The sequence below is a fragment of the Streptomyces sp. NPDC048521 genome, assembly GCF_043199855.1.
GTDB lineage: Bacteria > Actinomycetota > Actinomycetes > Streptomycetales > Streptomycetaceae > Streptomyces.
In genome coordinates, this window is sequence record NZ_JBICWR010000018.1 from 125,964 (window position 1) to 138,605 (window position 12,642).

At 70.5% G+C, this 12,642-nt stretch carries 9 protein-coding genes and 2 pseudogenes; 7 read left to right on the top strand and 4 right to left on the bottom strand.

Annotated elements, in window-relative coordinates:
• The first annotated feature begins 396 nt into the window (after window positions 1-396).
• The 6 genes and pseudogenes from ACGFRF_RS32975 to ACGFRF_RS33000 all read left to right on the top strand — a co-directional run bounded on the left by ACGFRF_RS32975 (window position 397) and on the right by ACGFRF_RS33000 (window position 6,280).
• Window positions 397-960, top strand: a complete 564-nt coding sequence (locus ACGFRF_RS32975; protein ID WP_393746263.1) for a hypothetical protein — start codon at window positions 397-399, stop codon at window positions 958-960.
• 731 nt (window positions 961-1,691) lie between these two features.
• Window positions 1,692-2,045 (top strand): annotated as a pseudogene (locus ACGFRF_RS32980) (helix-turn-helix transcriptional regulator); the annotation flags it as partial.
• Window positions 2,046-2,266: 221 nt separating this feature from the next.
• On the top strand, window positions 2,267-3,406 hold the full coding sequence (locus tag ACGFRF_RS32985) for a hypothetical protein (RefSeq protein WP_393746373.1): 1,140 nt from the start codon (window positions 2,267-2,269) through the stop codon (window positions 3,404-3,406).
• Window positions 3,403-4,377 (top strand): LuxR C-terminal-related transcriptional regulator, encoded by a 975-nt coding sequence (locus ACGFRF_RS32990; protein ID WP_393746360.1) that lies wholly within the window; start codon window positions 3,403-3,405, stop codon window positions 4,375-4,377. The genes ACGFRF_RS32985 and ACGFRF_RS32990 overlap by 4 nt, the downstream gene beginning before the upstream one ends.
• A gap of 208 nt (window positions 4,378-4,585) precedes the next feature.
• Window positions 4,586-5,413, top strand: coding sequence for an alpha/beta hydrolase (locus ACGFRF_RS32995; RefSeq protein ID WP_393746265.1), 828 nt, complete (start codon window positions 4,586-4,588; stop codon window positions 5,411-5,413).
• 72 nt (window positions 5,414-5,485) lie between these two features.
• On the top strand, window positions 5,486-6,280 hold the full coding sequence (locus ACGFRF_RS33000) for an oxidoreductase (RefSeq protein ID WP_393746267.1): 795 nt from the start codon (window positions 5,486-5,488) through the stop codon (window positions 6,278-6,280).
• Between the two features lie 408 nt (window positions 6,281-6,688).
• Here the strand turns inward: ACGFRF_RS33000 and ACGFRF_RS33005 are convergent, their stop codons facing one another.
• Both ACGFRF_RS33005 and ACGFRF_RS33010 read right to left on the bottom strand, forming a co-directional pair.
• Window positions 6,689-7,222 (bottom strand): 2'-5' RNA ligase family protein, encoded by a 534-nt coding sequence (locus tag ACGFRF_RS33005; protein WP_393746269.1) that lies wholly within the window; start codon window positions 7,220-7,222, stop codon window positions 6,689-6,691.
• 139 nt (window positions 7,223-7,361) lie between these two features.
• Window positions 7,362-7,691, bottom strand: coding sequence for a WhiB family transcriptional regulator (locus tag ACGFRF_RS33010; protein ID WP_393746271.1), 330 nt, complete (start codon window positions 7,689-7,691; stop codon window positions 7,362-7,364).
• A gap of 127 nt (window positions 7,692-7,818) precedes the next feature.
• Between ACGFRF_RS33010 and ACGFRF_RS33015 the strand changes: the two are divergent.
• Window positions 7,819-7,996, top strand: a pseudogene (locus ACGFRF_RS33015) (ATP-dependent DNA ligase); the annotation flags it as partial.
• Here the strand turns inward: ACGFRF_RS33015 and ACGFRF_RS33020 are convergent.
• Window positions 7,997-10,201 carry an OmpL47-type beta-barrel domain-containing protein gene (locus ACGFRF_RS33020; protein WP_393746273.1) on the bottom strand — a complete coding sequence of 735 codons (2,205 nt, stop codon included), beginning with the start codon at window positions 10,199-10,201 and terminating at the stop codon, window positions 7,997-7,999.
• On the bottom strand, window positions 10,198-12,633 hold the full coding sequence (locus ACGFRF_RS33025) for a ThuA domain-containing protein (RefSeq protein ID WP_393746275.1): 2,436 nt from the start codon (window positions 12,631-12,633) through the stop codon (window positions 10,198-10,200). Before ACGFRF_RS33025 ends, ACGFRF_RS33020 begins: the two co-directional genes overlap by 4 nt.
• Window positions 12,634-12,642 lie beyond the last annotated feature (9 nt).

A 12,642-nucleotide genomic window follows, 5' to 3' on the forward strand; every position in this document is an offset into this window, starting at 1 on the left:
GCGGTATCGGTGTGCCGTTAGCTGCGGGGATGGCAGGCTGGAGCCGTCGGCGAGTGGCGAGGGCACGGTCGACGGAGTCCGGCTCGTATGTCCGACGTCTCCTGCGTCTCGCCCCGCCACCGTTTCGCCGACGAAGGGGCCTTCAGCGGCCGCGGCATGCTCTTGCTCGAAGGACTTGCCGGCACCTGGGGCGTCCTCCCCCGCGGCACCGGCAAGACCGTGTGGGTCGACCTGGACACCGATTGCCGTCTGACGCGCCCCTTCCAGCGCACCGGAAGTGCGGGCTACTCGTCCGGCCGAGCCGTGATGGCAGAGCGGCCCGGGTTCGGGAAGGGTGGGGTGTGCTCGACATCCTTGTCGGCTCTGCCCTGTTCCCCCTCCTGAAGGAGCACCGTCATGTCCGAACGCAACACCCTCATCCGCAGCCTGCACGATGTGGGTCTGGCCGCTTGGTTCGGCGGTTCGCTGATGGGCGCGATCGGCCTCAACGGCGCGGCCAAGGACGAAGGCGGGACCGAAGCGACCAAGGACCGGATCTCTTCCTCGGGGTGGGCGAAGTGGGCGCCGGTCAACGCCGCCGCGATCGGCGCCCACCTGTTCGGTGGCGGCGGGCTGCTCGCCGTGAACGCGCACCGTGTCGCTGCCCAGCAGGGCGTGGCCGCCTCCACCACCGCTAAGACCGTCGTGACCGCAGCGGCCCTGGCCGCCACCGCCTACGCCCGCGTACTGGGCAAGAAGGTCGAACTCTCCTCCGACCCCGCTGACGCCGAGAAGGCGCAGAAGCATCCCATCGACCTGCACAAAGCACGGCGACAGCTGGCCTACGCGCAGTGGGCGGTGCCCGCCCTGACCGGATGCCTGGTGGTCCTCAACGCCCTGCACGGCGAACAGCAGCGCCCCACCGAGCAGATTCCCGGCCTGTGGGAGCGGGCCCGCTCCGCGACCCACCTCATGTCATAGGCGCGCGAGAACACATCGGCTGTCGCCATCAGCCGGAAGGCTCTGGGGCGCGCGTGATTCGCGCATGGCGCTACGTCGGCATGTTCTGGACGTCTGAGATTCCCGGCGCGAGGACCTGGCCGACGACACTCGCGGCTGCGCGGAGCTCACAGCATGGAAGTGCATCGACCAGCTGCTCGCCGCCCCGGCGCTGGGCACCATCTACGACCCGGACACCGACGACGTCATTGCCCGGCGGGCGTCCCACCATGCTCCGGGCCTTGCGGGCGATAAGCGCAGCTCTCGCATGTCCGCATGCGGATGCCACGTCGGGGTCTTGCGAGTATCCGCTCAGCATGTAGGGGCGCCGCTCTTGACGACCATGTGCCGGACAGCCCACTACGATCTCGACCTCGCCGAGACCTCGGGAGTGCACGCGCTCCGCTACAGCCGCCATCCTCGTCTCTCCTTCTGGGCGGTCCGGCCGCAGCCGGGTCCCCGGCGCCGCCCGGAGTTCCGGGGTCGGTGGCTTGCCGGGCCGGGCCGTGCGTGAGGTCAAGGCCGTGGGTGCGCCCTGATCAGCGCAGGCCGTCGTACAACCGCGTCCCCCTCCCGCGCTAACGTGTCCTGACCACCGGGGATGACGGTGTGTCCGCAGGTGACCAGGGCGAACCCGGAGGGGACGAGGTCAGGTGTCGGAGGAGGAGAATCGGCTCATCGGGCGGCAAGAGGAGCTCGCGCGGTTGGAGCAGGTGCTAGCGGCTCCCCCGCACTCCGCGTTCGCCGTGCTGCGCTGTGAGGCCGGCACGGGCAAGAGCGCGCTGCTTCAGGCGATCGTGGCCCTGGCCGGCGAGGCGGGACTGCGGGTCGTGAGCGCCTCTGGTGTCGAGGCGGAGTCCGCACTGCCGTTCGCGGGTCTGCACCAGCTGCTCCTCCCGCTTCTCCCCTACGACGCCCGACTGCCCGACGCGTCACGGTCGGTCCTGGAACAGGTCACGGGTCTGCGCGCCGGCTCGGCTCCGGGCATGGCGGAGGTTGCCGGCGCGATGCTCTCGCTCATCGCCGCGGCCGCGGACGATCGCCACCTGTTCTTCGCGATCGACGACGCGCACTGGTTCGACGGCGAGAGTGCCCGTGTCTGCGCCTTCGTGATGCGACGGGCCGGGGCAGTCGGCGGTCGGGGCGTCGTCACCGTACGGGCGGACATGCCGTCCGCGTTCGATGACGTCGCGCTGGAGGAGATCGAGGTCGGACCCCTGGCGGTCAGGATGCGGCGGCACTGCTGGAGCGCACCGGCGGCCATCTGGACCCGCACGCCCGTGAGCGCGTGCTGCACTGGGCCGAGGGCAACCCGCTCGCGCTCGTCGAACTGCCGAAGACGGCCGAGCACTTGCCTGCTTCCCCGGTCGAGCAGGCGTCTTTGCTGCCCCTTACGCGTCGCTCGGAGAACCTGTACCGGCACCGGATCTCCGAACTGGCGCCTTCCACACAGGAGGCGCTGCTGCTCGCGGCCCTCGACGGCCTGTCCTCCGTGGCCGGGCCCCGCCGTCCGGCATTGGAACGGCGGCTGGGAGACGTCGACGAGGCCATCGGCCGCGGACTCCTGCTGGTCAACCCGGTCACCGGCCAGCTCGGTTTCCGGCATCCGCTGGTGCGTTCCGCGGTCGTCCAGCTCGCCACGCCCAACCGCCGACGGACGGCGCACGCCGAACTCGCCGAGCTCTACCCGGACGACCAGGAGCGGCGTGCTCACCACCTCGCCGAGGCGACAGTGGACCCCGACGAGAAGGTCGCCGCGCTGCTGGAACGTGCTGCCGCGGCAGCGACCAGGCGAGGAGCCTCCTCCGTCGCGGTGAATTGGCTGGAGCGGTCCGCGCAGCTCAGCGAGAGGCCGGACGAGCGCTCCCGGCGGCTGGCGGAGGCGGCCTTCGTCGCCGGGCAGTCGGCCCAGCTCGAACGGGCGCAAGAGCTGTCGGAGATCGCGGACGCGGGCACAGCGGGGACCGGCACGATCATCGCAGAGAGCTACGCAGCCCTGTACCGGGACGGCGAAGTACGCACCACGCATCGGAAGGTCGTCGCCACCTTGGAACGGCTCGACCCCGTGCGGGACAAGCCCGCGGTGGAGCGACTGATCAATCTCTTGCTGGTGATCTCCTCTTCGCGGCCGACACCGCGACCTGGACGATCACCGAGTCGTGTGTGGACCGCTTCTGCGACCCTGCCGATCCGGAAGGTTCCGCCAGCCGTCTTTATCGCGACGCGTGGGGCGACGTCGTCCGCCGGGGCACAGGCGGTGTGGAACGTCTGCGGCAGGATTTCGTCCGCACCACCGCCGATCGGCCGTGGGATGCCATGCGACTGCTGGTCACCGCCTACTACCTGGATGCACTCGACGAGTTCCGCGCACTGCTGGCCCGCCTCGTTGCCCGGGAGCAGGATGCGGGCGCCGCCGGAAACGCCATGACGTTGCTCCAGCTTCTGATGCTGGACCACATGGGGGCGGGCCGCTGGGACGAGGCCGAGCAGACGGGCCGCCGTGGTCTGGAACTGACCACCCGCCACGGCTACGCGCTGTTCGCCCACCAGTTCCGCGCGTTTCTCGCAATGCTCGCCGCCTACCGCGGCGACACCGACTCCGCGGACGGTCATCGCAGGGCGGTGGAGGCCTGGGCCGGGCCACGCCGAATCGGGTACCTGACCCAGTACGCGAACGCCGTCGGCGTGATGACGGCACTGGCTCGCTCCGACCATGCGACCGCGTATCGCTTCGCGACGGCCATCACCGCACCCGGCGAGTTCGCTCCCCACTCCCAGCAGGCGCCGCGCACCCTGCTGGACTTCGTCGAAGCGGCCGTACGCAGCGGACACCTCGGTGAGGCCCGCCGCCACGCGCAGGCGGCCCTCGCCGCCGGACTGCCCGCTCTCTCCCCCCGACTGGCGCTCGTCACGGCGGGGGCACAGGCCATGACAGCACAGGAGGAGGACGCATCCGGTCTGTACGAGCACGCCCTCGCACTGCCGGGTGCGGCTCTGTTCCCGTTCGAGGCCGCCCGCATCCGCCTCGCCCACGGTGAGCGACTGCGCCGCGACCACGAAACGACAGCTGCGCGCGAGCAACTCGAGGTCGCCCTGCGGATCCTCACCGACCTCGGCGGCCATCCCTGGGCCGAACGGGCCCGGGCGGAGCTCACTGCCACCGGGGTCGGCATAGGCACGCGGGGCGGCGGATGGCAGTCGCTGACCGTGCAGGAGCGGCAGATCGCACAGCTCGCGGCCACCGGACTGACGAACAAGGAGATCGGCGCGAAGCTGTTCCTGTCACCCCGTACGGTCAGCTCCCACCTGTACCGCATCTTCCCCAAACTGGGGATCACCAGCCGCGCCGCGCTACGAGACGCCCTCGACGCCGGTACCGTCCCGCCCGACGAGGGCTGACCTGGCCCGACGCCCTGCCGCGCACCATTCCTCGCATCCGCCGGGGGCAGGCGGAAGTCGCGGGCACACCGGGCAGGGTCCCCCCGTCATGGCCCAACCTCACGGTTTGGGTCATCTGACTGAGCCGACCGGGATGACGCTGACGGCACCTTGAAGAGCACCAAGAGGAGGGCCGCATCAGGCGGTCCTGCGTCCCAAGGAGGCTCTCATGACGGACCAGCGCACCCCCGTCGTCCTGATCCACGGGCTGTGGCTGCACTCGTCCTCCTGGCACCCCTGGATGGAGCTGCTGGACGCCGAAGGGTTCGCTCCCCTCGCCCCCGGCTGGCCCGGCGAACCGGCCGGTCTGCTCGACGCGCGGTCGCATCCGCAAGCCGTGGCGGGAGTAGGCATCGCCGATGTCACCGAGCACTACGCGGCCGTCATCAAGGCGCTGCCTGCCGAGCCCGTGCTCATCGGGCACTCCTTCGGCGGTCTGATCGCCCAGAAGCTGCTCGGTCTCGGCCTGGGGCGAGCCGCTGTGGCGATCGACCCCGCGCCGGTCAAGGGCGTCAAGCCCCTGCCGTTCACGCAGGTGCGCTCAGCCTTCCCCGTTCTGCGCGACCCGGCCAACCGTTCGCGGGCTGTCTCCCTCACGGCGGCGCAGTTCCGCTATGCGTTCGGCAACGCCATCCCCCAGGAGGAGGCCGACGCCCTGTTCGAGGCGTACACCATCCCCTCCCCCGGCGGGCCGCTGTTCGAAGCGGCGTTCGCCACCTTCTCCCGCAGGTCACCGGTTGCCGTCGACACCGGCAACAACCACCGTGGGCCTCTGTTGCTGATGTCCGGCCGGCGCGATCACACCGTGCCGGACGTCGTCACGCGCGCCGCCTACAAGTTGTACGGCGAGTCGACCGCGACCACCGACCTCAAGCAGTTCCCTGACCGCGGCCATTCCCTGGTCATCGACCGCGGCCGACGGGCCGTCGCCGACTGCGCGCTGGGCTGGCTGGCGCGCCAGGGCATCACCGGCCGGTCCGACACCGCCGGCTCCTGACCGTCGGGATTGTCCCGTTCGTCCACACTTCTGTGCACCACCCCGCACATCTGACAAGCAAGGAAGACCACCATGGATCTGCACCTCAAGGGCAAGACCGTCGTCGTCACCGGCGCGAGCCGCGGCATCGGACTGGCCGTCACCCGGGCCTTCGTCGCGGAAGGCGCGCGCGTCGTGGCCGGCGCCCGCACCACCACTTCGGAACTCGCCGAACTGGCGGTCACCGGAACCGTGGTCCCCGTGACCGCCGACCTGGCGACCGCGGTCGGCGTGGAGACGCTCATCGAGACGGCGATGGAACGGTTCAACGGCATCGACGTCCTGGTCAACAACGTGGGCAAGGCCGAGCCGCGACTCGGCGGCTTCGCCTCCGTCACCGACGAACAGTGGCTCGAGACCCTGACCGTCAACCTGCTGAGCGCGGTGCGCGCCTCACGCGCGGCTCTTCCCGCGCTGCTCGCCTCGCAAGGGTCGATCGTCACGATCAGCTCGGTCAACGCCTTCCTGCCCGATCCCGGCGTCATCGACTACACGGCGTCCAAGGCCGCTCTGACCAACTTCTCCAAGGCTCTGTCCAAGGAGGTGTCCCCGCAGGGCGTACGCGTCAACACCATCGCGCCCGGTCCGGTGAGCACCGACCTGTGGATCGGGCCCGGGGGCATGGCCGAGACCATCGCGGCCGCCATGGACGTCGAGCCGCAGGAAGCCGTGGACCAGACGATCAACAGCCTGGGGGGCTTCGCAACCGGTCGCTTCACCAGGCCCGACGAGGTCGCCGACCTCGTCCTGATGCTCGCCAGCGACCGCACGGCCAACATCACCGGCGCCGACTTCACCATCGACGGCGGCCTCATCAAGACCCTCTGACCAACCCCTCGGACTGCCTGCGTCCGCTCCCGTCGCTGCTCGGGGAGCGGACGCAGGCGTGGCTTCGGCTCCCTGGCCGCCGGCGCTCGTCTGCAGAGGAGACCCACCGCCGGCGGACCCGGCGGTAGTGTGACCAGCAGTCGCGGAACGCCTTGACGCGCTCGTCCTGCGACAGGTTGATGATCTTTGTCAGCTGCTCCCCCACCTGCTCGAATGCGCGCTGTTCAACGCCGGATGGAAGTGATCTTCCCTCTCCCCTGCCGGCGGGGTGCTGCCGAGCCGGCCGGTCAGCCGCTTGACGCGACGCACGCAAGGACGGGTCCGCAAACGCCGGCGGCGCCGGATGCCCGGAGCCGGAGTACGACCTGCTGGGGCTGCGACCCGCGATGCCGGTGATCGCCGCGACGCTCAGGGCCGGGGCTCCAGCACCTCCAGTGCGCCGGTCCGGGTGTCGTAGCTGCGCAGGGTGGTGAGCCGGAGCGACAGCGGTGGCGCCGGCAGCAGTTCAGGGACCCGCCGGTCGGCGAAGGCGCCGGCTCGCCGGGTCCGGCCGAGGGTGATGTGCGGGCTCCAGCGGCCAGGTTCGTGGAAGGGGTTGAGGGTCTCGGGCGGGCTGTCCGAGGCCACCGCCTCCCACACCCGGCGGTGCAACCCGGCCAGCGCGGAGTCGAGGTCCAGCGCCCAGGCCAGCACCGAGGTGGGCCGCTCGAAGCGGACCACGCCGGTGCACCGCACCGGCAGCGGCAGGGCGGCAGCCACCTCGGCCAGCTCCCAGCGGATCGCAGCGGTCAGCTCCGGGCAGGCGGCCAGAGTCAGGTGCGGGCTGTTGGTCGGTGAGCGGTGGCGCGCCTGACTGGGCAGCCCCGCGTGTGCCAGCCGCCGCCAGGCCTCCCGGACCGCCAGGTCCGCCGCCTCGTCCAACAGGAGCTCGACCGTGCGCACCGCCGCAGCCTACCGGCGATCGCCGCCGTTCCGTCGCCGGGCACCTGCCCATGCCTTCGTGCCAACGCGCAGCACGCGGCGCCCTCCCCGACCGGTCCGCAATCCGTGTGAGGGCCGCCAGGACGGCGCAGGACGCTGTTCAGGCGGTCCGCTTGCGGTCCGTGGCCGCGGTCGGAAGCGGTCGGCCCGGGCGTACGTGCTCGGCGCGGGCAGCCTCCAGCAGCAGGCGCCAGGAGGTCACCGTCGGGCGGCGCCGCAGAAGACCGCGGCGTTCCCGCTCGGTCATGCCTCCCCGGATGCCGTGTTCGATGCGCTGGTCGAGAGCGTGGGCGAGGCATTCGGTTCTGACCGGACAGCGGCCGCACAGAGCCTTCGCCCGGTTCTGGGCCGCGCCCTCGACGAACAAGTCCTCAGGGTCCGCGGTGCGGCACTTCGCCTGCGTCTCCCACTCCCGATCGCCTGTTGCCATGGCCGACTGCCCCTCCCCTATTGGTTGCCCCCGCCTGCGGGGGCTGGTGCAGACCGTATGCCCATGACAAGGAAAGAACCGGCCGACGCCGCGGTAGGGCCAGTCGATTTCGGAGCGCCGTGTGGTGGTGACAGCGGACATGGACCGTTGTTACTCGTCCGAGGCACTGCTGGGGCTGACCGGCGGGACGAGCGCGACCACGGCTTCGGCGACCTGCCGTACCCGCCCGGGTGTCCCAAAATGCCAGGGATCCTGAGCGGGTACGGCCGAGCCGCGCGAGGAGACCGGGGTCTACAGCTTTCTGATCAGGACAGTTCCATGATCCGGACGTCCCGGAAGGAGACGACGTCCGTCGTGCTGTGGACCTGGAGTCCGATGTAGCCGGAGGCGAACCGCCGCCCGTCCGTGCCCGGGTCGTCCGAGCGCGGCGGGGAGAAGACCTGACCGCCGGTGTTGTCGAACTCGTTGATCAGCTTGCCGTTGCGGTAGACCGAGTAGTGCTGGTCGACCACCCGGATCTCGTAGTCGTTCCACGTGCCCTTCTGGGTGACGCCCGCACCGGCGAGCCCCACCCGGTCGAAGCCGTAGACCGACCCGGTCTTGTACGCGTCACCGGTGGGTGAGTCGAATACCTGTACCTCGTGCCCGTACTTGATGGCGACCCACTCCGGCCGCGGCTCCTCCGGGTGGTCGTGGACGTCAGGGAACCGCACGAAGACGCCGGAGTTGGCGTTGCCGGTGCCCGGCGCGTCGTCCCGCCACTGGAGCTTCAGCGAGAAGTCGCCGTACTTGCGCTGCGGGAACCACAGCATCCCGAGGCCGTCCCTGGTGGTGCCGCTCGTCATCGACCCGTCGGCGTTCAGCGCGAACGAACCGCCGCCCACGTGCTGCCACTTGGCGAAGGACTCCGCGGTGCCGTCGAACAGCGGGTGGTAGCCCTCCGTCTGGCCGGGCGTGCCGATGCCGGACTGGCGGGCGGCCCTGGTGATGGCCGTGCGCTCCCGCTTGTCGATCACGCCGTCGGCGTGCAGCTGGTCGAGGACGGCCTTGACGTGCTTGAGGAACAGCGCCTGGGACGTCCACTCCTTCTCGTCCTCGATCAGCTCGTTGATCCGGCACCGGTTGTCGGTGAGCCGGTTCGGCACGCCCGAGTCGACCGTGCCGACGATCACCGTCTCCCGCTCGTCGTACTCCGGGCACGGCGGGGCCGGCACTCCGCCCGCCACGACCGTGAAACTGACGGTCCGCGCCGCGGAGGTGTTGCCCGCCTCGTCGGTCGCCCGGTACGCCACCGTGTGGGCGCCCGCCCGGTCGACGACGACCGGGCCGGAGTACGCGAGGTACGGCCCGGCGTCGAGCGAGTACTGCACGCTCGCGACCCCGCCCTCGTCGGTCGCGCTGACGACGACCTTCGCGGAGGCGACGTAGGCCCCGTCGGAATTGCGGCTGCCCTCGACGGTCACGCCCGTCACCGGCGGCGTCTTGTCCTGCGGCGGCGCGGCGGCCACCGTGAACTCGACGCTCTTCTCCGCCGCCACGTTGCCCGCCTTGTCGGTGGCGCGGTAGCGGACGGTGTGGGTGCCCACCTGGTGCACCATCACCGGCTGCGTGTAGGCCTGCCAGGCCCCGGACGCGCCGATCGCGTACTCGATGGTGTTGACCCCGGACCCGGTGTCGGACGCGGTGACGGTGACCGTCGCCATGTCGATGTAGGTGCCGTCGGGGTTCCGCTCGCCGCTCACCGTCGCCGAGGTCTCCGGCGCCGTGCTGTCGTCGGTCGGCGGGGGCACCACCGTGAACGTGGCCCTCTTCTCGGCGGACACGTTGCCCGCCTTGTCGAACGCCCGGTAGCGGACCGTGTGATCACCGACCTGGTCGACGACGATCGGGGCGGTGTACGGCTGCCAGGCGCCGTCGTCCCCGATCGCGTACTCGATCCGGTCGACGCCGGAGCCGCCCGTCTCGTCCGTCGCCTGGACGGCCACGCTCGCCGAGCCGACGTACTCGCCCTGCTGGTTCTGGACGCCGCTGACGTGCGCCGAGGCCTCCGGCGCCGTGGTGTCCTCGCCGCTGCCCTCGGTCACCGTCAGGATGCCCTGCATCATGCCGTGGCCGGGGATCGTGCAGTGGTAGAAGTACCGGCCCGGGGTGAGCGTCACCTCGGCGGTGTGCTTGCCGCCCTGGTCGTCGTTGGGGTTGGCCAGGATGTTGAGTTGGACGTCGCTGTTGAACTCCGGGTCGCTCGTGACGAACGTCAGCGTGTGCGGCATGCCGGTCGTGTTGCCGGTCGCCTCACTGTTCTCGAAGACGATCGTCGCCGGCCCGGCCACCGCGGTCGTCGGAGCGGACAGGTACTTGTCGATGTTGTTGCCGGCCGTCCAGGTGAGTACCTGGGCGGCGGCCGTCCCGGCCGGTTGGGACTGCTGTCCGGTGGCCGCCGTGGCCTGCAGGCCGAGGACCATCAGCAGTGCGGCCACCAGGGCCGCCCACACTCTTCGTCGGTTCGTCATCGCTGTGCCCCCCTCGCCAGTCGGTCGGCGGCGGGCGTCGGGTCGCCGCCCCGGTAGGTCACGCGCCACAGCGCCGACTTGGCGTCCGAGGTGAAGAAGCCGCGCCCGTAGTCGAGGACGTACAGCGCGCCGTCCGGACCGAACTTCCAGTCCATCAGGTTCTTGATGCCGTCGTTGCCGATCGGCACGATCTTCTTCAGGGACTCCGCGTGCACCGGCAGTCCGCCGTCACCCAGGGTCTTCGGATCCATCAGTACCGCGTTGCGCGGCTGGTCGGCGTCGTAGAAGTCGCCGACGAACCACTTGCCGTCCCAGTACGCGGGCCACTTGACGTCGCTGGTGGCCGACACGTCCTCGGACCGGTACACCGGGCCGTTCATCGCGGCCTGCCCGCCGCCCTTGAGCCAGGACAGCCCGTAGACGGCCTCGTCCTGCTTGTAGGACGGGACGCCGTTCGCGTCGCGCGGGAAGTCCGGGGCGCCGCCCTGGGGCGAGTACCAGATGTTGTTCCCGGTGACCGGCGGCAGGTTGACCAGTCCGTCGTTGTTCGGCGACTCGTTCTTCGGGTGGTCGCAGTCGTACCAGCCGAGCGGCTGCGACGGGTCCGGCAGGTTGCGGTCCCGGTAGGGTTGCTTGTTGCCCATGCAGTACGGCCAGCCGCGGTTGCTCGCCCGGGTGATGGCGGCGAAGGTGTCGTACTTGGCCGGTCCCCAGGTCGTCGACGGTGCGGAGGCGTCCGGGCCGACCCAGCCCGCGTACAGGACGTCCGTCTTGCGGTCGACGAAGATGCGGGCCGGGTTGCGGACCCCCATCACATAGATCTCACCGCGCGTCTTGCCGCCGCCCTCGGCGGTCTCCTTGCCGGTGAAGAGGTTGCCGTCCGGGATCGTGTAGGTCCCGTCGGGCTCCGGGTGGATGCGCAGGATCTTGCCGTTGAGGTTGTTGGTGTTGCCGGCAGTGCGGCGGGCGTCGGCGAAGGAGACGCCCTTGTAGTTCGGCTGCGGGTTGTTGCCGGAGTAACCGCCGCTGAAGCCGCTGGAGTTGTTGTCGCCGGTGGCGATGTACAGGTTGCCCTTGGAGTCCCAGGCCATCCCGCCGCCCGCGTGGCAGCAGCTGTGGATCTGCACCGGCCACTTCAGCAGCACCTTCTCACTGCCCAGGTCCAGCTTGTTGGTGGCGAGGTCCAGCGTGAAGCGGGAGACGCGCCGCTCGGCCATGTGGGTGTCGCGGTCGATCCCCGCGTGCGGGGTGTAGTGCAGGTACACCCACCCGTTCTGCTCGAAGCGCGGGTCCAGCTCGATTCCGAGCAGGCCCTCCTCGACCTTGACCAGCTCGTCGCCGCCGCCCTTGTTGCCGAAGACGGTCAGTGCTCCGGCGAGGGTGACCTGCTTGGTCTTCGGGTCGTAGACGTGGATCTCGCCCTTGCCCTTGCCGATGTCCGGGTTGTTCCAGTCTGTGATCACCGGCTGGGAGGAGTCCGCACCGCCGCGGCCGATGTAGAGGACGCGACCGTCGGGTGCGGTGACCAGTCCGTGCGGCTCGCCGATCTGGTCGTTCTGACCCGGCTGGTTGGGCTTGGTCAGCCGCTCGGCCTTGTAGTTGCCGTTGATGGTCGCCTTGCAGTCGGCCTGTACGAGCCGCGTGGTCCACAGCAGGGCGCCGCGCAGATGGGCGCGGAAGTCGGCCTCGTCGTACGACGACACCGTGCCGCCCATGCCGGTGTAGAAGGAGCGCCCGCCGTCGTAGTCGCGGCACCAGCTGATCGGGTGGTCCCAGCCGTTGGCGCCCGCGCCCGGCTGGTACGACGCCTCGCGCACCCGGGCCACCGTGTGCACCTCGCCGGAGGGGTTCTTCACCCAGTTCAGCCACTTGTCCGGGCGCTTCCACAGGACCGGCAGGTCTTTGGTGGCCGGATGCCCGCGGTCGCCCACCTCGACGGTCGCCCGCTGGACGGACGTCGGGCTGTTCGGCGCCGGACGGGCGCCGATGAGGCCCGTGAACCAGTCCGAGTACGGCTCAGCGCGGGCCGCGTCGTGGAGACCGACGAAACCGCCGCCCGCCTCCATGTACGCCTCCAGGCCCGCCTCCTGCTCCGGGTCCAGGACGTCACCGCCGCCGGTCAGGAAGACGATCGCGTTGTAACGGCCCAGCTTGGTCTCGTTGGTGAAGACCGCGGCGTCGTTGGTGGCCTCCACCTTGAAGCGCTGGTCGGTGGGGCCGGTCAGGCCGATCCGCTCGACCGCCTCGATGCCGGCGTTCACCACCGGTGATTCGTCTCCGGCGGCCGCCGACCCGTAGAAGATCAGCACGCGTACGTTCGCGCCGCCCGGCGGCGACTTGATGGACATCGTTGTCAGCGACGGTTCCGGGGCCGGGAGCGCGCCCGCAGCGGGTCCGGAGAGAAGCCCGGCGGTCACCAGTCCGGCCGTCAAGGCGGCCGT

What these genes read in the sequence shown, in the direction of transcription:
- ACGFRF_RS32975 (WP_393746263.1), top strand. Translation starts at nt 397, where the DNA reads ATGTCCGAACGCAACACCCTCATCCGCAGCCTGCACGATGTGGGTCTG.
- ACGFRF_RS32990 (WP_393746360.1), top strand. Translation starts at nt 3,403, where the DNA reads ATGACGTTGCTCCAGCTTCTGATGCTGGACCACATGGGGGCGGGCCGC.
- ACGFRF_RS32995 (WP_393746265.1), top strand. Translation starts at nt 4,586, where the DNA reads ATGACGGACCAGCGCACCCCCGTCGTCCTGATCCACGGGCTGTGGCTG.
- ACGFRF_RS33000 (WP_393746267.1), top strand. Translation starts at nt 5,486, where the DNA reads ATGGATCTGCACCTCAAGGGCAAGACCGTCGTCGTCACCGGCGCGAGC.
- ACGFRF_RS33010 (WP_393746271.1), bottom strand. Translation starts at nt 7,691, where the DNA reads ATGGCAACAGGCGATCGGGAGTGGGAGACGCAGGCGAAGTGCCGCACC.
- ACGFRF_RS33020 (WP_393746273.1), bottom strand. Translation starts at nt 10,201, where the DNA reads ATGACGAACCGACGAAGAGTGTGGGCGGCCCTGGTGGCCGCACTGCTG.